13 protein-coding genes are annotated in these 20,404 nt (G+C 56.3%); 8 read left to right on the top strand and 5 right to left on the bottom strand.

The genetic code is table 11. From position 1 onward, the window contains the following. Window positions 1-21 precede the first annotated feature (21 nt). The 3 genes from asmA to udk form a co-directional block, all read right to left on the bottom strand. The gene (gene asmA, locus ACLJPQ_RS05455; RefSeq protein ID WP_021294058.1) at window positions 22-1,878 is read right to left on the bottom strand and encodes an outer membrane assembly protein AsmA; all 1,857 of its coding nucleotides are present in this window, start codon (window positions 1,876-1,878) and stop codon (window positions 22-24) included. Window positions 1,879-1,916: 38 nt separating this feature from the next. Continuing rightward, window positions 1,917-2,498, bottom strand: a complete 582-nt coding sequence (gene dcd, locus ACLJPQ_RS05450) for a dCTP deaminase (RefSeq protein WP_001234783.1) — start codon at window positions 2,496-2,498, stop codon at window positions 1,917-1,919. A gap of 90 nt (window positions 2,499-2,588) precedes the next feature. Next, complete coding sequence (gene udk, locus ACLJPQ_RS05445) at window positions 2,589-3,230, bottom strand: uridine kinase (protein WP_000132082.1); 642 nt, start codon at window positions 3,228-3,230, stop codon at window positions 2,589-2,591. A 330-nt stretch (window positions 3,231-3,560) separates the two neighbouring features. On the opposite strand from udk, the gene ACLJPQ_RS05440 reads away from it, so the two are divergent. Continuing rightward, on the top strand, window positions 3,561-6,551 hold the full coding sequence (locus ACLJPQ_RS05440) for an MASE1 domain-containing protein (RefSeq protein ID WP_080184652.1): 2,991 nt from the start codon (window positions 3,561-3,563) through the stop codon (window positions 6,549-6,551). Here the strand turns inward: ACLJPQ_RS05440 and alkA are convergent. Next, window positions 6,519-7,388 (bottom strand): DNA-3-methyladenine glycosylase 2, encoded by an 870-nt coding sequence (gene alkA / locus ACLJPQ_RS05435; protein ID WP_080184653.1) that lies wholly within the window; start codon window positions 7,386-7,388, stop codon window positions 6,519-6,521. The two genes, ACLJPQ_RS05440 and alkA, sit on opposite strands and share 33 nt — an antisense overlap. A gap of 133 nt (window positions 7,389-7,521) precedes the next feature. On the opposite strand from alkA, the gene yegD reads away from it, so the two are divergent. Further along, on the top strand, window positions 7,522-8,874 hold the full coding sequence (gene yegD / locus ACLJPQ_RS05430) for a molecular chaperone (RefSeq protein ID WP_080091047.1): 1,353 nt from the start codon (window positions 7,522-7,524) through the stop codon (window positions 8,872-8,874). A 98-nt stretch (window positions 8,875-8,972) separates the two neighbouring features. Here yegD and ACLJPQ_RS05425 read toward each other — a convergent pair whose 3' ends face one another. Then, window positions 8,973-9,032, bottom strand: coding sequence for a type I toxin-antitoxin system Ibs family toxin (locus ACLJPQ_RS05425; protein WP_105887528.1), 60 nt, complete (start codon window positions 9,030-9,032; stop codon window positions 8,973-8,975). A 282-nt stretch (window positions 9,033-9,314) separates the two neighbouring features. Between ACLJPQ_RS05425 and mdtA the strand changes: the two genes are divergently transcribed. Genes mdtA through baeR form a run of 6 tightly spaced genes read left to right on the top strand, consistent with a single transcriptional unit; the run spans window position 9,315 to window position 20,287 of the window. After that, window positions 9,315-10,553 carry a multidrug efflux RND transporter subunit MdtA gene (mdtA, locus tag ACLJPQ_RS05420; RefSeq protein WP_064000681.1) on the top strand — a complete coding sequence of 413 codons (1,239 nt, stop codon included), beginning with the start codon at window positions 9,315-9,317 and terminating at the stop codon, window positions 10,551-10,553. Beyond that, the gene (gene mdtB, locus ACLJPQ_RS05415; protein ID WP_001197797.1) at window positions 10,553-13,675 is read left to right on the top strand and encodes a multidrug efflux RND transporter permease subunit MdtB; all 3,123 of its coding nucleotides are present in this window, start codon (window positions 10,553-10,555) and stop codon (window positions 13,673-13,675) included. The genes mdtA and mdtB overlap by 1 nt, the downstream gene beginning before the upstream one ends. Beyond that, window positions 13,676-16,756, top strand: coding sequence for a multidrug efflux RND transporter permease subunit MdtC (gene mdtC / locus ACLJPQ_RS05410; protein ID WP_020898990.1), 3,081 nt, complete (start codon window positions 13,676-13,678; stop codon window positions 16,754-16,756). It abuts the gene before it with no gap. Then, a complete protein-coding gene (locus ACLJPQ_RS05405) occupies window positions 16,753-18,165 on the top strand; it encodes an MFS transporter (protein ID WP_000137818.1) in 1,413 nt (470 codons plus the stop codon). Before mdtC ends, ACLJPQ_RS05405 begins: the two co-directional genes overlap by 4 nt. After that, entirely contained in the window at window positions 18,165-19,568 is a 1,404-nt protein-coding gene (baeS, locus tag ACLJPQ_RS05400) for a two-component system sensor histidine kinase BaeS (protein ID WP_000870081.1), read from the top strand. The genes ACLJPQ_RS05405 and baeS overlap by 1 nt, the downstream gene beginning before the upstream one ends. Continuing rightward, on the top strand, window positions 19,565-20,287 hold the full coding sequence (baeR, locus tag ACLJPQ_RS05395; RefSeq protein ID WP_000137854.1) for a two-component system response regulator BaeR: 723 nt from the start codon (window positions 19,565-19,567) through the stop codon (window positions 20,285-20,287). The genes baeS and baeR overlap by 4 nt, the downstream gene beginning before the upstream one ends. The last annotated feature ends 117 nt before the right edge of the window (window positions 20,288-20,404 follow it).

Raw genomic sequence — 20,404 nt, 5'->3', positions numbered from 1 at the left:
GCTCTGCCCTTTGGCCAAAAACTACAGCTTATTCAGCAGCTTCTTCACATCTTTACCGTTGCGGGTATCTTTATTGCGATCCGCCCAGTCATTGAGCCGACGCTTCGCCTCATCCTGTAAATGCTTACGCAATAACTGATCCACTTGCAGGGTATAGTTCAGCTCCTGCCACTTGCCATAGACGCGCAGCGGCACCGGCGTCTCTTTCAGGAAGGTGATCAGGTTGCTATCGCCGTTCCAGCCGCCCAGCACACGCAGATTAAATTGCGTATCACAGCTCTGCTTAACCAGATCCAGCGTTCCGCTGCCGGTTAACGCCAGCATAGAAGATTGCCCGACCATGTCGTCGAGCGTCAGCGTGCCCTTATTTAGCGTCAGATCGGTCGTGAAGCGATCCAGTCGGGTCGCGTTGTCCATATTTTCCTGCGACTGCTGCGCGTCGCCGCCGCTTCGCTCTACGGCCTGCTGCACCAGTTGCTGGAAATTCATTCCTTCGAGGCGCGTATTGCTCATGTCAACATGCGCTTTTCCTTTCCAGCTGTGGCGAAATGCCTCCGCGTCAATATCCGCCCCGGAGAAATCGCCAACCAGCGACATCTTACCGGTCAGGCTAATCGGATAATTGAAGGCTTTCAGGATAGTCCCAATCTCAACATGGTTGAGGCGAGGGTGGAACTCGATGCGCGGACTGGCGGTGCGGGCGTCAAGCGTGCCGGGCAGCGACATCTCTCCGTCGGCCAGTTTCCCCTGCAACTCAGTGATATCCAGCAATCCGGCCTGATTAGACATCTTCGTCGAAACCTGGGTAAAGTCCATTCCCCGCCAGCGAACTGAATCCGCCTGTAAAACAATCTCCGCCGTAAAGCTTTGCAGCCCCTGATAAGGCGGCGCACCAACACGCGACGCGATAACTGGCCTGGTCAGGGGGAGCGTATTTTGCCCCTGCGACACCGCGCCGCCCGTCTGTGCCACGGCGCTATGATGCGGCAACAGGTTGTCCAGATTAAGCTTGCTGGACCGGAGGTCAATTTGCCATTCCGGCTGCTCCGCCAGCGTTACCTGAACATGCCCGGTCAGAGAACTGTCATTCGCCGTTAAATTTAAGTGGTTAAATGAAAGACGTTTTTGCGCCTCCTGCCACTGCGCCTGTAATTGTCCCTGCCCCTCAATCCCCTGCGCCGGTAAATCCGCGCCCTGCAATTGCCAGCGCAGTTGCTCAATACCCGCGGTTAAATTATGCGGATAATCGGAAGCATCCACCGTTCCGCTGAACGATAAAGCAAGATCCCGCTGATCGCGGTTCACGCGTCCCGAAAAATCAAACGTGCCGCGATGCTCGGCATCTTGTTCCATATTCAGACGAATATCGCGCACCGTGACCTGATCATCATTTTCATGTTGGAAAACCAGCACGCTGTCGGCAACGCGCAGGCTACGAATATCAAACGACCAGCCGCGATCTTCCGCTACGTCCGGCAAGGTATTATCTTTCGGCGCGACCGGCGCATCATCGCTGCGTACCGCTTCCGTTTGCGGCGTCAGTTGAATCACCCCGCCTTTCAGCATCACCTGCTTAACATGAAGCTGATGACTCAACAGCGGCCATAAAGCGACATCCAGGCGCATATTGTCAGCCCGCACCAGCGGTTCGCTGGCGCCTCGCGCCGTTAGCGTCATTCGCCCGGAAAGGATGCTGAGTTGCGGCCATACGTGCCAGCGCAGCGGCCCGTCCAGTTGCAACTGGTATTCACTACGCGCGGCAACCTGCTGCACCATATAGGCGCGGAAATCATTCGGATTGACCAACAATACCAACGCAGAGAATCCGGCCACCAGCACGACCAGGAGAATCATCAGCGTCGTCAGAAATCGTCTCATGCTACCCTCAATGGACCGGCAGTATTGCGCCGAATGGCTCAGTCTTTATCAATCCGGCTGGCGACAGCGCCCTGCTGATCGCGATATTTGGCATCCTGACGGCGGTTATAAGGCCGCGCCGCCGGGCCGGACAGCGGCTCAAAGCTCAGCGCGCCGATGAGCATACCCGGACGCAACGCCAGCGGCAGCTTCCCGGAGTTGTAAAACTCAAGCACAATGCAGCCCGACCAGCCGGGATCGATCCGGTGCGCCGTCACATGCACCATCAGCCCCAGACGCGCCAGCGAGGAGCGACCATCCAGCCAGCCCACTAAATCCGGCGGCAGGGTAACGGATTCAAAGGTAACGGCCAGCGCCAACTCGCCCGGATGCAGATAAAATGCCTCGCCGTCCGGCAAAACGATTTCATCGCTCATCACGCGATCCAGCGCTGCGCTGACCTCATCTTTCGGCCCGCTCAGATCGATAAACGCCGCCGTATGGCCACGGAAGGTTCGAAATTTATTGCCAAGACGTACATCGACCGTCGCGCCGTTAATGCGCTCTACGGGAGGTCGCGGGGTGATAGACAAACGGCCTTCATCCAGCCAGGCTTCAATATCTCGGTCGCATAAACGCATGGCACTTTCTCCTTTCGCGCATCAAGCCCTTAAATCAAGCACATCAAGGGCTAACCAGGTTATCACTGAACGGTACACAATTCGCCAGATTTATTCAAAGAACTGGCTGATTTTCGCTTTCAGAATATCAATAGCGATGCGGTTTTTACCGCCGCGCGGCACGATAATATCCGCATATTGTTTGGAAGGCTCAATAAATTGCAGGAACATCGGACGCACCGTTTTCTGATATTGCGCCATCACCGAATCCATTGAGCGACCACGCTCGTTCACATCGCGTTTGATACGGCGCATCAAACAGATATCCAGCGGCGTATCGACAAAAATAGAGAAGTTCATCTCTTCACGCAAACGCGCGTCGGTCAGTAACAGAATACCTTCAAGAATAATCACTTTCTTCGGTTCTACGCGAACCGTTTCCTGCATACGGGTATGCTCAACATAACTGTATACCGGTAATTCAATCGCCGAACCGCGCTTGAGCGCCTGAAGATGCTGAAATAGCAGGCTGTGATCCATCGCATTCGGATGGTCATAGTTGGTTTTTACGCGTTCTTCCATCGACAGATGGCTTTGATCTTTGTAATAACTGTCTTCGGGAATAACGCCAATATGTTCGTCACCCACTTGTTCACGCAATTCGCGGTAAAGGGTACTGGCAATAAGACTCTTGCCGGAAGCCGATGCGCCAGCGATACCGATAATGACGCACTGATGAGACTGATCAGTCATAAATTTAGCGACCTGATTAACCTGGATGTAAGGAAGGGGGGCGCCGAAACGCCAAACGCGGCAATTATAGGGATTTCAGCAGCGCGATACCAGTCCGGCGCTATGCCACGGTGAATTTGTTGGCGGCGCATTCGACGTCGCGACGTAAAAGCGTTCAGTTTTAACGCGGGCAGCGGTTTTATCGACCCGTCTGGAGGAGGAATACGCCGGGAGCCACAATTTATATTCAGCCAGCGTATAAATCATTACGCGTTTATACTAGCATAATCACAGAGTAAACTGACGCGTCCGGTATTCCGCGACGTTACCGGCGATTCGGATAGAGTGGTAATGAGTAAACCATCCCAACATGTTTTCGTTACCGTCCCCCACCCGCTATTGCGTCTGGTCAGTTTAGGCCTGGTCGCGTTTGTCTTTACGCTCTTTTCGCTCGTATTATCGCGTGTCGGCACCCAACTCGCGCCGCTGTGGTTCCCCACCTCCATTATGATGGTCGCGTTTTACCGCCATGCGGGCCGTCTGTGGCCAGGGATCGCGGTCGCCTGCTCGCTCGGCAGCATCGGCGCCTCACTGACTTTATTTCCTGCCGCCTCGCTTAACTTTAGCTGGACGGCAATAAATATTATCGAGGCGGCCACTGGCGCGATACTGCTGCGAAAACTGCTCCCCAGCTACAACCCCTTACAAAATTTGAATGACTGGTTTCGTCTGGCTATCGGCAGCGCCGTGATTCCGCCGCTACTCGGCGGCCTGTTATTTTGGCTGATAGCGCCGGAAGCGGTCGCCTCGAAAGCGTTTCTGATTTGGGTATTATCGGAAGCCATCGGCGCACTGACGCTGGTGCCGTTAGGTTTACTGTTTAAACCACACTATCTGTTGCGTCATCGCGACCCGCATCTGTTGCTGGAAACGCTATTGACGCTGGTCATTACGCTGGCGCTAAGCTGGCTCGCTATGCGCTATATTCCGTGGCCGTTTACGTGCGTTATCGTCCTGTTGATGTGGAGTGCGGTGCGTCTGCCGCGAATGGAGGCGTTTTTAATTTTTTTAGCTACCGTTATCGTGGTCTCGCTCATGCTGGCCAATGACCCCACGCTGCTCGCCACGCCGAAAACCGACGTGATGGTCAATATGCCGTGGCTGCCTTTTTTAATGATCCTGCTGCCTGCCAATATGATGACGATGGTGATGTACGCGTTTCGCACGGAACGCAAACATATCACCGAGAGCGAATCCCGCTTTCGCAACGCGATGGAGTATTCCGCCATTGGTATGGCGCTGGTCGGTACGGAGGGTCAGTGGCTACAGGTCAATAAATCTCTGAGCCATTTTCTTGGCTATAGCCAGGATGAATTACGCACGATGACATTTCAGCAATTGACCTGGCCGGAAGACCTGAATAACGACCTTGAACAGCTAAACATGCTGGTGCGCGGCGACATCAATAGCTATTCCATGGAAAAACGCTACTACACCCGCAACGGCGATGTCGTCTGGGCGCTGCTGGCCGTCTCGCTGGTTCGTCATAAAGACAATAAACCTCTCTATTTTATTGCTCAGATTGAAGATATTAACGATCTCAAGCAAAGCGAGCAGGAAAACCAGCGGTTGATGGAGCGTATTACACAGGCGAACGACGCGCTGTTTCAGGAAAAAGAACGGTTGCACATCACGCTTGACTCTATCGGAGAAGCGGTGGTGTGTATTGATGTCGCGATGAATATCACCTTTATGAACCCGATCGCCGAGAAGATGAGCGGCTGGCGGCAAGAGGATGCTTTAGGCGCGCCATTATTAACGGTTCTGCGCATTACGTCAGGTGATAAGGGGCCGCTGCTGGAGGATATTTATCGCGCCGACAGGTCGCGATCGGACATGGAACAGGAGATAGTGCTCCATTGTCATAACGGCGGCAGCTACGATATTCATTACAGTATCACGCCGCTCAGTACGCTTGACGGCGATAAGATTGGTTCGGTTCTGGTTATCCAGGACGTTACCGAATCACGAAAAATGTTACGCCAGCTCAGCTACAGCGCAACGCATGACGCCCTCACCCATCTTGCCAACCGCGCCAGTTTTGAAAAGCAGCTTCAACAGCGCCTGCAAACAATACAGGAATCGCCTCAACATCATGCGCTGGTGTTTATCGATCTGGACCGTTTTAAAGCGGTTAACGACAGCGCGGGACATGCCGCCGGCGATGCCTTATTGCGCGAGCTCGCGTCACTGATGCTCAGTATGCTTCGATCCGGCGATCTCCTGGCCCGTCTGGGTGGCGATGAGTTTGGCCTGTTGCTGCCGGATTGTAATAGTGACAGCGCGCGCTTTATCGCGACGCGGCTTATCAACGCCATTAATGAATATCACTTTATGTGGGAAGGACGCCTGCATCGGATCGGCGCCAGCGCCGGGATCACAATGATAAATGAACATAACTGCCAGCTCACAGAGGTCGTGTCTCAGGCCGATATTGCCTGCTACGCCGCGAAAAATAGCGGTCGAGGCCGTCTGACCGTGTACGAACCGCAGCACGCATTAACCTCCTCAAAGGGAATGATGCCGCTGGAAGAACAGTGGCATATGATTAAAAATAACCACCTGCTGATGCTTGCCAGAAACGTCGCGCCGCCGCGTACGCCGGAGGCCACCAGCTTTTGGCTGGTCTCACTCAGGCTGTGGACCAGCGAAGGGGAAGTGTTGGAAGAGCGCGCGTTCCGGGCAGGGTTAGCCGACTCCGCGCTGCATCACGCGCTTGACCGACGGGTATTCCATGAGTTTTTCCACCATGCGGCGACCGCCGTCGCCAGCAAGGGATTAAGCGTTGCGCTGCCGCTGTCCGCCGCAGGATTATACAGCGCGACCCTTATTGATGAGCTGCTGGAACAACTGGAGCATAGCCCACTACCGCCACGGTTATTACACCTGATTATCCCGGCTGACGTTATCGTTAAGCAGGCGCAGACCGCCGCTGCGACTCTGCGAAAACTGCGGCAACGCGGCTGCCAGGTTATTCTCAGCCATGTCGGGCGCGATTTACAGCTGTTTAATTTACTGCCCCCGCATATCGTCGATTATTTACTGCTGGATAGCGACCTTATCGCCAACGTTCATGAGAGTTTAATGGATGAAATGCTGACCTCGATCATCCAGGGACACGCCCAGCATCTGGGCATCAAAACGCTCGCCGGGCCGGTACAAAATCCACAGGTGCTGGATACGCTCTCCCGTATTGGCGTGGATCTGATTTATGGCGACACTATCGCCGAAGCGCAACCGCTGGATTTGTTACTGAATACCAGCTATTTCGCTATCCATTGACGGTTGCCAGCCGTGGGTATACCAGATATGCAGTAGCGCGTAGGAACGCCACGGTTTCCAGCGCTCCGCGTAGCGACGGATCTGCGCGGCCGTCATCCCGGCAAAGCGCTGCTTAATTAAGTAATCATCGGGCAAAAAGATATCTTTTGCCTGCCAACCGCGCAGGGCGAAATAGTTCGCCGTCCAGCGGCCAATTCCCGGAAACGTTTGTAAATTTTTAACGCTCTGCTCAATATCCGGCGGCGCGGCGAGCGCCAGTTTTCCCGCCAGCGTCGCCTGCGCCAGATGAATCAGCGCTTCGGCGCGCCGCAGCGGCATCCCCAGAGCTTTAAGCGCCAGCGGATCGGCCAACGCCAGCGTTTCCGGACCGGGAAAACAGACATAATCGGGCGCATCCGGCAACGCCTCGCCATAGCGGCGCGCCACTTTCGCCGTCAACCTTGCCGCCATCGCGACACTCACCAGTTGCCCCAGTATCGCCCGCACGCCTTGTTCAAACGTATCAACCGATCCCGGTAAACGCAGCCCCGGTCTGTCCTCGCCCAGTGGCCCCAGCACGGCGGCAACCTGCGCGGGCTGGCAGTCAAGATCAAACAGACGCGAAACCTTCGCCAGACACGCCGGCGCGACGGGAAGTAATCCGGCGCTCACGCTAACCTGCACAGTGTGGGTGGGCAGATGGGGCCTCACGCTGACCAGTCCGCGATGCTCGCCCACCACCAGGCTGCGCGCATAAAAGCCCTCGCCTACCGTTTCCACGCCGTCCACCGCACGCGAGGCAAGAAAGCCCAACATCCACGACCAGTCGTAAGGTGGCTGCCAGCTCAGGGTAAACATACTTTTCTCCTTTATTTGACCTTTCAGCATAAACGCTAATCGCACGTAACGCCTTGCTTTCATATTCCAGTTGTCGCCGCGACGACATTTCGCTAAAGTCACGCCCCTTCTTCACTGGCATGGGGATTTTAAGGTGTTTATAGGATTTGATTACGGTACGGCAAACTGCTCGGTCGCCATTATGCGCGACGGGCATCCACAGTTGCTGACAATGGAGAATAACAGCGCATTACTGCCGTCTATGCTGTGCGCGCCGACGCGCGAAGCGGTGAGCGAGTGGTTGTATCGCCATCATGATGTGCCGGCAACGGACGAAGAAACCCAGGCGCTGCTACGCCGCGCGATACGCTACAACCGCGAGGAAGATATTGAGGTTGGCGCGCAAAGCGTACAGTTTGGTCTGGCGTCGCTGGCGCACTATATTGACGATCCCCAGGAGGTCTGGTTTGTCAAATCGCCGAAATCCTTTTTAGGCGCCAGCGGCCTGAAACCGCAGCAGGTCGCGCTGTTTGAAGATTTGGTCTGCGCCATGATGGTACATATTCGTCATACGGCGCACAGCCAATTGCCGGAGGCCATTACCCAGGCGGTGATCGGTCGCCCGATCAACTTTCAGGGACTGGGCGGCGATGACGCGAACCGCCAGGCGCAGGGTATTCTGGAGCGGGCGGCAAAACGCGCCGGTTTTCAGGAGGTGGTATTCCAGTATGAACCGGTTGCGGCGGGCCTGGACTACGAAGCTACGCTGCGGGAAGAGAAGCGTGTGCTGGTCGTGGATATTGGCGGCGGCACCACCGACTGTTCCATGCTGCTGATGGGGCCGCAGTGGCGTCAGCGCGCCGATCGTGAAAACAGCCTGTTGGGACACAGCGGTTGCCGCGTGGGCGGAAACGATCTGGATATCGCGCTGGCCTTTAAAAATCTGATGCCTTTGCTGGGCATGGGCGGCGAAACCGAAAAAGGCATCGCCCTGCCGGTGCTGCCGTGGTGGAATGCCGTGGCGATTAACGACGTCCCGGCGCAAAGCGATTTTTACAGTAGCGCGAATGGTCGTCTGTTGAACGATTTGGTTCGCAACGCGCGTGAAGCAGACAAGGTCGCGTTGCTGCTCAAGGTCTGGCGTCAACGGCTTAGTTACCGCCTGGTACGCTGCGCGGAAGAGAGCAAAATCGCCCTTTCCGGCCAGGCGGATGTTACGGCGAGGCTGCCATTTATCAGCGACGACCTGGCGGTCGCTATCAGCCAGCAAGGACTGGAAGCGGCGCTGGATCAACCGCTGGCGCGTATTCTGGAACAGGTGCAACTGGCGCTGGACAGCGCGCAGGAAAAACCGGATGTCATCTATCTGACCGGCGGCAGCGCCCGTTCGCCATTGATTAAAAAAGCGCTTTCCGAACAGCTACCGGGCATACCCGTCTCTGGCGGCGATGATTTCGGCTCCGTCACCGCAGGACTGGCGCGCTGGGCGGAGGTTGTTTTCCGCTAAGCGCCTCGCAAGCCCAGCGCTGATGGATTGACATTATTCTTGATGTGGCTTAACGTCAGGAGTGAGGGTAAGGGAGGATTCCTCCTCCCCCTGGTGTCTTAGTAAGCTGGTAGGCTAATCACTAAGAGTATCACCAGTATGATGACTACCTTCATCATAACCCTTTCCTTATTTTGGCCCCTTCCTCGGGAGGGGCTTTCCCGTTTCAGCGTCCTGCTGAAATCGGTGGCTTACCTTTATTGCCGTGCCGCCACTTTACCGCACTCCGGCGCGTTAACGATTTTCACCGATGAGAGTTGCGTAGCGCCTCGCAAAGCGGGCCGCCATTCAGAATAATCCCGACCGTGTTCCATAATTCCTCCATTTTTCTCCCTTCCCTGCTGACTACAATAGAGGGAGCAACATTCCGCAAAACGTTTCAGGATGAGAAACTTATACCGATGAAAGGCAGTAATACTTTCCGCTGGGCAATAGCGATTGGGGTTGTAGTGGCCGCCGCATTCTGGTTCTGGCATAGCCGTAGCGAAAGCCCGACCGCCGCGCCGGGCGTCGCCGCGCAAGCGCCGCATACCGCCGCCGCAGGTCGCCGCGGTATGCGCGACGGCCCTCTGGCGCCGGTACAGGCCGCGACCGCGACCACGCAGGCCGTACCGCGCTATCTGAGCGGGCTGGGTACCGTGACCGCAGCGAATACCGTTACGGTACGTAGCCGCGTGGATGGTCAACTCATCGCCCTGCACTTTCAGGAAGGTCAGCAGGTCAACGCAGGCGATCTGCTGGCGCAAATCGATCCCAGCCAGTTTAAGGTCGCCCTGGCGCAGGCTCAGGGACAGTTGGCGAAAGATAACGCTACGCTGGCGAATGCGCGTCGTGATCTGGCGCGCTATCAACAACTGGCAAAAACCAATCTGGTTTCCCGTCAGGAACTGGATGCGCAACAGGCGCTGGTCAACGAAACCCAGGGAACCATTAAAGCGGATGAAGCCAATGTCGCCAGCGCGCAGTTACAGCTCGACTGGAGTCGTATCACGGCCCCGGTCTCGGGACGCGTGGGTCTGAAACAGGTGGATGTCGGCAACCAGATTTCCAGCAGCGATACCGCCGGTATTGTCGTCATTACGCAAACGCACCCGATTGATCTCATTTTTACTCTGCCGGAAAGCGATATCGCGACCGTGGTTCAGGCGCAGAAAGCGGGGAAAACGCTGGTCGTAGAAGCCTGGGATCGGACTAACTCGCACAAATTGAGCGAAGGTGTGTTGCTCAGTCTGGACAACCAGATTGATCCCACGACGGGAACGATCAAAATTAAAGCGCGCTTTACCAATCAGGACGATACGCTGTTCCCCAATCAATTTGTGAACGCCCGGATGCTGGTCGATACCGAACAAAATGCCGTTGTGGTGCCTGCCGCGGCGGTGCAAATGGGCAATGAGGGCCACTTTGTGTGGGTGCTGAACGACGAAAATAACGTCAGCAAGAAGCGGGTAAAAATCGGTATTCAGGATAACCGAAACGTGGTGATCAGCGCAGGCTTGTCGGCAGGCGATCGCGTCGTTACCGATGGTATTGATCGGCTGACGGAAGGCGCAAAAGTCGAGGTCGTCGAGCCGCAAACCACCGTGGCGGATGAAAAATCCCCTTCCCGCCATGAAGGTCAAAAAGGAGCGCGCGCCTGATGCAGGTATTACCTCCGGGCAGCACGGGCGGCCCTTCGCGTCTGTTTATTCTGCGCCCCGTGGCCACCACTCTGCTGATGGCGGCGATTTTACTCGCCGGGATTATCGGCTATCGCTTCCTGCCCGTCGCCGCTTTGCCGGAGGTCGACTACCCCACTATTCAGGTTGTTACGCTCTACCCTGGCGCCAGCCCGGATGTCATGACCTCCGCCGTCACCGCGCCGCTTGAGCGCCAGTTCGGCCAGATGTCAGGACTGAAGCAGATGTCGTCGCAAAGTTCCGGCGGCGCATCGGTGGTGACGCTACAGTTTCAGTTGACGCTGCCGCTGGACGTTGCCGAGCAGGAAGTACAGGCGGCGATTAACGCAGCCACCAATTTATTGCCTTCCGACCTGCCGAATCCGCCGATTTATAGCAAAGTCAATCCGGCGGACCCGCCGATTATGACGCTTGCCGTCACCTCAAACGCGATGCCGATGACCCAGGTAGAGGACATGGTAGAAACCCGCGTGGCGCAGAAGATCTCACAGGTCTCCGGCGTCGGGCTGGTGACGCTTGCCGGCGGGCAGCGCCCTGCGGTACGCGTAAAACTGAATGCTCAGGCTGTCGCCGCGCTCGGTCTGACCAGCGAAACGGTCCGTACCGCAATTACCGGCGCCAACGTCAACTCGGCGAAAGGCAGTCTGGATGGCCCCGAACGGGCGGTGACGCTTTCTGCTAACGATCAGATGCAGTCTGCCGACGAATACCGCAGGCTTATCATCGCGTATCAAAACGGCGCGCCGGTACGGTTGGGCGATGTCGCCACCGTCGAACAGGGGGCGGAAAATAGCTGGCTCGGCGCATGGGCGAATCAAGCGCCGGCTATCGTGATGAACGTTCAACGCCAGCCCGGCGCCAATATCATTGCGACAGCGGACAGCATTCGCCAGATGCTGCCCCAGCTTACCGAAAGCCTGCCGAAATCGGTGAAGGTCACGGTCCTGTCCGATCGCACCACCAATATTCGCGCTTCCGTGCGCGATACCCAGTTTGAACTGATGCTGGCGATCGCGCTGGTCGTCATGATTATCTATCTGTTTTTACGTAATATTCCCGCCACAATTATTCCCGGCGTCGCCGTACCGCTGTCGCTTATCGGCACCTTTGCGGTGATGGTGTTTTTGGATTTTTCCATTAATAACCTGACGCTGATGGCGCTCACTATCGCCACGGGTTTCGTGGTGGACGATGCGATTGTGGTGATCGAGAACATCTCGCGCTACATCGAAAAAGGAGAAAAACCGCTGGCGGCGGCGCTCAAAGGCGCGGGCGAAATCGGCTTTACCATTATTTCCCTCACCTTTTCACTGATTGCGGTGCTGATCCCGTTGCTCTTTATGGGCGATATTGTTGGTCGACTGTTCCGCGAATTTGCGGTGACGTTGGCGGTAGCGATTTTAATCTCCGCCGTCGTCTCTTTGACGCTCACGCCCATGATGTGCGCGCGTATGCTCAGCCAGCAGTCTCTGCGTAAACAAAACCGCTTTTCCCGCGCCTGCGAGCGGATGTTTGACCGCGTGATCGCCAGCTATGGACGCGGATTAGCGAAAGTACTCAACCATCCGTGGCTTACATTGAGCGTGGCATTCGCCACGCTCCTGCTCAGCGTTATGCTGTGGATAGTCATCCCGAAAGGGTTCTTTCCGGTACAGGATAACGGCATTATCCAGGGGACGCTGCAGGCGCCGCAATCGTCATCGTATGCCAGTATGGCGCAACGTCAGCGCCAGGTGGCGGAGCGGATATTACAGGACCCGGCGGTGCAAAGCCTGACGACTTTTGTTGGCGTAGACGGCGCTAACCCCACGCTGAATAGCGCGCGCCTGCAAATTAACCTCAAGCCGCTGGATGCGCGTGATGACCGCGTGCAGCAGGTGATCTCCCGGCTGCAAACCGCCGTGGCGACGATTCCCGGCGTGGCGCTGTATCTCCAGCCGACGCAGGATTTAACCATCGACACGCAGGTCAGCCGCACGCAGTATCAGTTTACCCTGCAGGCCACGACGCTCGATGCGCTCAGCCACTGGGTGCCAAAACTGCAGAACGCGCTACAGTCGTTACCACAGCTCTCTGAGGTAAGCAGTGACTGGCAAGATCGAGGATTAGCGGCCTGGGTGAATGTCGACCGCGACAGCGCCAGCCGTCTGGGTATCAGCATGGCGGATGTGGATAACGCGCTCTACAACGCGTTCGGACAACGCCTGATTTCAACGATTTATACCCAGGCGAACCAGTACCGCGTCGTGCTGGAACATAATACCGCCAGCACGCCGGGCCTGGCGGCGCTGGAGACGATTCGCCTGACGAGCCGCGACGGCGGCACCGTACCGCTCAGCGCGATTGCCCGCATTGAGCAGCGCTTCGCTCCGCTCTCCATCAATCATTTAGATCAGTTCCCGGTCACGACATTTTCGTTTAACGTGCCGGAGGGCTATTCGCTCGGCGATGCGGTGCAGGCGATTCTCGATACGGAAAAAACGCTCGCCCTGCCAGCGGATATTACAACGCAGTTTCAGGGCAGTACGCTCGCCTTCCAGGCGGCGCTGGGCAGCACCGTCTGGCTTATTGTCGCCGCCGTGGTGGCGATGTATATCGTGCTCGGCGTGCTGTATGAGAGTTTTATCCATCCGATCACGATTCTCTCAACGCTGCCTACGGCGGGCGTCGGCGCGCTGCTGGCGCTGATCATCGCTGGTAGCGAGCTCGATATTATCGCCATTATCGGCATTATTTTGCTGATCGGCATCGTGAAGAAAAACGCCATCATGATGATTGACTTCGCCCTCGCCGCCGAACGCGAACAGGGGATGAGCCCGCGCGACGCTATCTTCCAGGCCTGTCTGCTGCGTTTTCGACCGATTCTGATGACCACGCTGGCGGCGTTGCTCGGGGCATTGCCATTAATGTTGAGTACCGGCGTTGGCGCGGAATTACGTCGCCCGTTGGGGATCGCGATGGTAGGCGGCTTACTGGTCAGCCAGGTATTAACTCTGTTTACCACACCGGTGATTTATCTCCTGTTTGACCGCCTGTCGCTGTACGTGAAAAGTCGCTTTCCGCGCCATAAAGAGGAGGCGTAGATGCGCTTTTTCGCCCTTTTCATCTACCGCCCGGTCGCCACCATTTTGATTGCCGCCGCCATTACGCTGTGCGGCATTCTGGGCTTTCGTCTGCTGCCGGTCGCCCCGCTGCCGCAGGTCGATTTCCCGGTGATTATGGTTAGCGCCTCGCTACCGGGCGCCTCGCCGGAAACCATGGCTTCGTCGGTGGCGACGCCGTTGGAACGTTCTTTGGGACGCATTGCAGGCGTCAATGAAATGACCTCCAGCAGCTCGCTCGGTAGTACGCGCATTATTCTCGAATTTAATTTCGATCGTGATATTAACGGCGCGGCGCGCGACGTGCAGGCCGCCATTAACGCCGCGCAAAGCTTGTTGCCAGGTGGAATGCCCAGCCGCCCGACTTATCGCAAGGCCAACCCGTCCGACGCGCCGATTATGATTTTAACGCTCACCTCGGAGAGCTGGTCACAGGGCAAACTGTATGATTTCGCCTCTACCCAACTGGCGCAAACCATCGCGCAAATTGACGGCGTCGGCGATGTTGACGTCGGCGGCAGCTCCCTGCCCGCAGTACGTGTAGGCTTAAACCCGCAGGCGCTCTTTAACCAGGGCGTCTCGCTGGATGAGGTCCGCGAAGCGATCGACAGCGCCAACGTACGCCGACCGCAAGGCGCAATTGAAGATAGCGTGCACCGCTGGCAAATCCAGACCAACGACGAACTGAAAACCGCCGCCGAATACCAGCCGCTGATTATTCACTATAACAACGGCGCGGCGGTACGCCTGGGCGACGTCGCCAGCGTCACCGACTCGGTGCAGGATGTCCGTAACGCCGGGATGACGAACGCTAAACCCGCTATTTTGTTGATGATCCGCAAGCTGCCGGAGGCCAATATTATTCAGACGGTCGACGGCATCCGGGCAAAACTGCCGGAACTGCGGGCAATGATCCCCGCCGCTATCGATTTACAAATCGCCCAGGATCGTTCGCCGACGATTCGCGCGTCGCTGCAAGAGGTAGAAGAGACGCTGGCTATCTCTGTCGCGCTGGTGATCCTGGTGGTGTTTTTATTCCTGCGTTCCGGGCGCGCCACGCTAATCCCCGCCGTCGCCGTTCCCGTTTCGCTCATCGGCACCTTCGCCGCCATGTATCTGTGCGGCTTCAGCCTCAACAATCTGTCGCTGATGGCGCTGACTATCGCGACCGGATTTGTCGTTGATGATGCCATTGTGGTGCTGGAAAATATCGCCCGCCATCTGGAGGCGGGAATGAAACCTTTGCAGGCGGCATTACAGGGTACGCGGGAAGTCGGGTTTACGGTCATCTCCATGAGTCTGTCGCTGGTGGCGGTATTTCTGCCGCTGCTGTTAATGGGCGGTCTGCCAGGGCGATTATTACGGGAATTCGCCGTTACCCTCTCGGTGGCGATTGGCATTTCGCTGGTGGTCTCGCTCACGCTGACGCCGATGATGTGCGGCTGGATGCTTAAATCAAGCAAACCGCGCACCCAACCGCGTAAACGGGGCGTTGGCCGTTTGCTGGTCGCCTTGCAACAGGGTTACGGCACGTCGTTAAAATGGGTGCTTAACCATACGCGTCTTGTCGGTGTGGTTTTTCTTGGCACCATTGCGCTGAACATCTGGCTTTATATCGCCATCCCTAAAACATTCTTTCCGGAGCAGGACACCGGCGTGTTGATGGGCGGTATTCAGGCTGACCAGAGCATCTCTTTCCAGGCCATGCGCGGCAAGCTGCAGGATTTTATGAAAATTATTCGCGACGATCCGGCGGTGAATAATGTCACTGGTTTTACCGGCGGCTCGCGGGTGAATAGCGGCATGATGTTTATTACGCTGAAGCCGCGCGGCGAGCGCAAAGAGACGGCGCAGCAAATCATTGATCGACTGCGGGTCAAACTGGCAAAAGAACCCGGCGCCAGGCTGTTTCTGATGGCGGTACAGGATATTCGCGTCGGCGGGCGGCAGGCTAACGCCAGTTACCAATATACGTTGCTGTCTGACTCTCTGGCGGCGCTGCGCGAGTGGGAGCCGAAAATACGCAAAGCGCTCTCGGCCCTGCCGCAACTGGCGGACGTAAACTCCGACCAGCAGGATAACGGCGCGGAGATGAACCTTATCTACGACCGCGACACCATGTCACGACTGGGCATTGATGTTCAGGCCGCAAACAGTCTGTTAAATAATGCTTTCGGCCAGCGGCAAATTTCCACCATTTATCAGCCGATGAACCAGTATAAAGTGGTGATGGAAGTCGATCCGCGCTATAGCCAGGATATCAGCGCGCTGGAGAAAATGTTTGTTATCAACCGCGACGGAAAAGCGATCCCCCTCTCTTATTTCGCCCAATGGCGGCCCGCCAATGCGCCGCTGTCGGTGAACCATCAGGGACTTTCCGCGGCGTCCACGATTGCCTTTAACCTGCCGACCGGCACATCGTTATCGCAGGCGACGGAGGCCATTAATCGCACCATGACGCAGCTTGGCGTCCCCCCGACGGTACGCGGCAGTTTTTCCGGAACGGCGCAAGTGTTCCAGCAGACCATGAATTCACAGCTTGTTTTGATAGTGGCGGCGATCGCTACCGTCTACATTGTGCTGGGGATACTGTACGAAAGCTACGTCCATCCGCTGACCATTCTCTCTACTCTGCCATCGGCGGGCGTTGGGGCGCTTCTGGCGCTGGAACTCTTCAATGCCCCTTTCAGCCTAATCGCCCTGATAGGGATCATGCTATTAATTGGCATTGTGAAGAAAAACGCCATTATGATGGTCGATTTTGCGCTTGAAGCGCAACGAAGCGGCGGCCTGACGCCGGCACAAGCCATTTTCCAGGCCTGCTTGTTACGCTTCCGTCCAATAATGATGACCACGCTGGCGGCGCTGTTCGGCGCACTGCCATTGGTGTTATCTGGCGGAGACGGTTCGGAATTACGGCAGCCGTTGGGGATAACCATTGTCGGCGGTTTGGTCATGAGCCAGCTTCTGACGCTCTATACCACGCCAGTGGTGTACCTCTTTTTCGACCGTCTGCGGCTGCGTTTTTCGCGTAAAAATAGCAAACCGGTAGTAGAGATATGACAGAACTTCCTGACAACACCCGCTGGCAACTCTGGATTGTGGCATTCGGCTTTTTTATGCAGTCGCTGGATACCACCATCGTCAACACTGCGCTGCCCTCCATGGCGAAAAGCCTGGGGGAAAGCCCGCTGCATATGCACATGGTAGTGGTGTCATATGTTCTTACCGTCGCCGTAATGCTCCCCGCCAGCGGCTGGCTGGCAGATAAAATCGGCGTGCGTAATATCTTCTTTGCCGCCATTGTGCTGTTCACGCTGGGTTCGCTGTTTTGCGCCCTTTCCGGCACGCTTAATCAACTGGTATTAGCGCGGGTTTTACAAGGCGTAGGCGGCGCGATGATGGTGCCGGTCGGACGCCTGACGGTCATGAAAATCGTGCCGCGCGCGCAATATATGGCGGCGATGACCTTCGTCACCCTGCCGGGTCAGATCGGGCCGTTACTCGGCCCCGCGCTGGGCGGGGTGCTGGTGGAATATGCTTCATGGCACTGGATCTTTCTGATCAATATCCCGGTGGGAATTGTCGGCGCTATGGCAACCTTTATGCTGATGCCAAACTACACCATAGAGACCCGGCGCTTTGATCTGCCGGGGTTCCTGCTGTTAGCTATCGGCATGGCGGTACTCACGCTGGCGCTGGACGGTAGTAAAAGCATGGGGATTTCGCCCTGGACATTAGCCGGACTTGCTGCGGGCGGCGCGGCAGCCATTCTGCTCTATCTCTTCCATGCCAAAAAAAACTCAGGCGCGTTATTCAGCCTGCGATTGTTCCGCACGCCCACGTTTTCACTGGGGTTGCTGGGCAGTTTTGCCGGGCGTATCGGCAGCGGTATGCTGCCGTTTATGACGCCGGTCTTTTTGCAAATTGGTCTTGGTTTTTCACCGTTTCATGCCGGTTTGATGATGATTCCCATGGTGCTGGGCAGCATGGGAATGAAGCGGATTGTAGTGCAGATAGTTAACCGTTTTGGCTATCGTCGGGTTCTGGTGGCGACTACGCTCGGACTGGCATTGGTTAGCCTGTTGTTTATGTCGGTCGCGCTGCTCGGCTGGTATTATCTCCTGCCGCTGGTACTGCTTTTGCAGGGAATGGTGAACTCGGCGCGCTTTTCTTCCATGAACACCTTAACGCTAAAAGACCTTCCCGATACGCTGGCCAGCAGCGGCAATAGCTTATTATCGATGATTATGCAGCTCTCGATGAGTATCGGCGTCACTATTGCCGGAATGCTGCTGGGTATGTTTGGCCAACAGCATATCGGGATAGACAGTAGCGCCACACATCACGTCTTTATGTACACCTGGTTATGTATGGCGGTTATTATCGCGCTACCGGCGATAATTTTTGCCCGCGTGCCGAACGATACACAGCAAAACATGGTCATTTCACGGCGTAAAAGGAGCCTGTAATGAAAGTCTGGCGGCCCGGAATCACCGGCAAGCTGTTTCTGGCGATCTTCGCCACCTGCATCGTGCTGCTGATCAGTATGCATTGGGCCGTGCGCGTCAGTTTTGAACGCGGATTTATTGACTATATCAAACACGGCAACGAGCAGCGGCTACAAATGCTGGGCGATGCGCTGGGCGACCAGTACCAGCAACACGGCAACTGGCGTTTTTTACGCAACAACGATCGCTTCGTTTTCCAGATTCTGCGTTCATTTGAGCATGACAACGACCGGGATAAACCCGGCCCCGGTATGCCGCCGCACGGTTGGCGCACCCAGTTCTGGGTCGTCGATCAAAATGGCCGGGTGCTGGTCGGCCCACGCGGTCCGGTGCCGCATGACGGTACTCGCCGCCCCATTCTGGTCAATGGCGTCGAAGTCGGCGCGATTATCGCCTCGCCTGTCGAGCGGCTGACGCGCAATACGGATATTAATTTTGATATGCAGCAGCGGCGCGCCAGTTGGATGATCGTGGCGTTATCAACGTTGCTGGCCGCGCTGGCGACATTTTTGCTGGCGCGTGGCCTGCTCGCCCCGGTCAAACGGTTGGTCGAGGGTACGCACAGACTGGCGGCGGGGGATTTTACCACGCGCGTGACCCCAACCAGCGCCGATGAGCTGGGAAAACTGGCGCAGGATTTTAACCAGCTTGCCAGCACGCTGGAAAAAAACCAGCAGATGCGCCGCGACTTTATGGCGGATATTTCCCACGAACTGCGCACGCCGCTGGCGGTATTGCGCGGCGAACTGGAAGCCATTCAGGATGGCGTTCGCCAGTTCACGCCAGAATCGGTTACCTCGCTACAGGCGGAAGTCGGTACGCTTACCAAACTGGTTGACGACCTGCATCAGCTGTCGTTGTCTGACGAGGGCGCGCTGGCTTACCAAAAAACGACCGTCGATCTTGTTCCCCTGTTGGAAGTCGCTGGCGGCGCGTTCAGAGAGCGCTTTACCAGCCGGGGGCTAACGCTACATTACGCGTTGCCGGATAGCATGACCGTCTTCGGCGACCCGGATCGCCTGATGCAACTGTTTAATAATCTGCTGGAAAACAGTTTGCGCTACACCGACAGCGGCGGCGGCCTGCATATTTCCGCCGAACAACGCGACAAATCATTATTCCTGACCTTTGCCGATTCTGCACCGGGCGTCAGCGATGAGCAGTTACAAAAGCTTTTTGACCGTTTTTACCGCACGGAAGTGTCCCGTAACCGCGCCAGCGGCGGTTCTGGACTGGGGCTGGCGATATGCGTCAATATTGTACACGCGCATAACGGTCATCTTCACGCCGCTCATTCGCCTTTTGGCGGGGTTAGCATTACAGTAGAGTTACCGCTGGATCGCGATTTACAGAGAGAAGTATGACTGAATTACCCATTGATGAAAACACGCCACGCATTTTGATTGTTGAAGATGAACCCAAGCTGGGTCAGCTGCTTATTGACTACTTACGCGCGGCGAGTTACGCCCCCACGCTCATCAATCATGGCGACAAGGTACTGCCGTATGTGCGTCAAACGCCGCCGGATCTAATCCTGCTGGATCTGATGCTGCCGGGTACCGATGGTCTGACGCTATGCCGGGAGATTCGCCGTTTTTCCGACATCCCCATTGTGATGGTCACGGCCAAAATCGAAGAGATCGACCGGCTGCTTGGGCTGGAAATCGGCGCCGATGATTATATCTGTAAGCCTTACAGCCCACGCGAAGTCGTGGCCCGCGTGAAAACCATTTTGCGCCGCTGTAAACCGCAGCGCGAACTCCAGCAGCAGGATGCCGAAAGCCCGTTAATGATTGATGAAAGCCGCTTTCAGGCCTCCTGGTGTGGTAAAGCGCTGGATTTAACCCCCGCTGAATTCCGCCTGCTAAAAACCTTATCGCTTGAACCGGGTAAAGTTTTTTCCCGCGAGCAGTTGTTAAACCACCTCTACGACGACTACCGTGTGGTGACCGATCGTACTATCGACAGCCACATTAAAAACCTGCGCCGCAAGCTGGAATCGCTGGATGCCGAACAGTCATTTATACGCGCGGTCTACGGGGTGGGATATCGCTGGGAAGCGGATGCGTGTCGCCTGGTATAATGATTATTAGCATAACAATAACAAGGTCGTAAGACGATATTTTCCGCCAACGCTATTCTGGCGGAATTAACACACTGTCCTCTTTCCTTTGGCCGAGCGGTATCCCGAAAACCATGA

It is taken from the genome of Salmonella sp. SAL04213, from assembly GCF_046550535.1.
GTDB lineage: Bacteria > Pseudomonadota > Gammaproteobacteria > Enterobacterales > Enterobacteriaceae > Salmonella > Salmonella enterica.
The sequence above is the reverse complement of the archived record's forward strand: the minus strand, read 5'-3'. Positions and strand labels throughout refer to the sequence as shown.

Coding starts and splice junctions, on each gene's coding strand:
- alkA (WP_080184653.1), bottom strand. CDS start 7,388: ATGTTTACCCTGAGCTGGCAGCCACCTTACGACTGGTCGTGGATGTTG.
- udk (WP_000132082.1), bottom strand. CDS start 3,230: ATGACTGATCAGTCTCATCAGTGCGTCATTATCGGTATCGCTGGCGCA.
- baeS (WP_000870081.1), top strand. CDS start 18,165: ATGAAAGTCTGGCGGCCCGGAATCACCGGCAAGCTGTTTCTGGCGATC.
- mdtB (WP_001197797.1), top strand. CDS start 10,553: ATGCAGGTATTACCTCCGGGCAGCACGGGCGGCCCTTCGCGTCTGTTT.
- ACLJPQ_RS05405 (WP_000137818.1), top strand. CDS start 16,753: ATGACAGAACTTCCTGACAACACCCGCTGGCAACTCTGGATTGTGGCA.
- mdtA (WP_064000681.1), top strand. CDS start 9,315: ATGAAAGGCAGTAATACTTTCCGCTGGGCAATAGCGATTGGGGTTGTA.
- mdtC (WP_020898990.1), top strand. CDS start 13,676: ATGCGCTTTTTCGCCCTTTTCATCTACCGCCCGGTCGCCACCATTTTG.
- ACLJPQ_RS05440 (WP_080184652.1), top strand. CDS start 3,561: ATGAGTAAACCATCCCAACATGTTTTCGTTACCGTCCCCCACCCGCTA.
- asmA (WP_021294058.1), bottom strand. CDS start 1,878: ATGAGACGATTTCTGACGACGCTGATGATTCTCCTGGTCGTGCTGGTG.
- dcd (WP_001234783.1), bottom strand. CDS start 2,498: ATGCGTTTATGCGACCGAGATATTGAAGCCTGGCTGGATGAAGGCCGT.
- baeR (WP_000137854.1), top strand. CDS start 19,565: ATGACTGAATTACCCATTGATGAAAACACGCCACGCATTTTGATTGTT.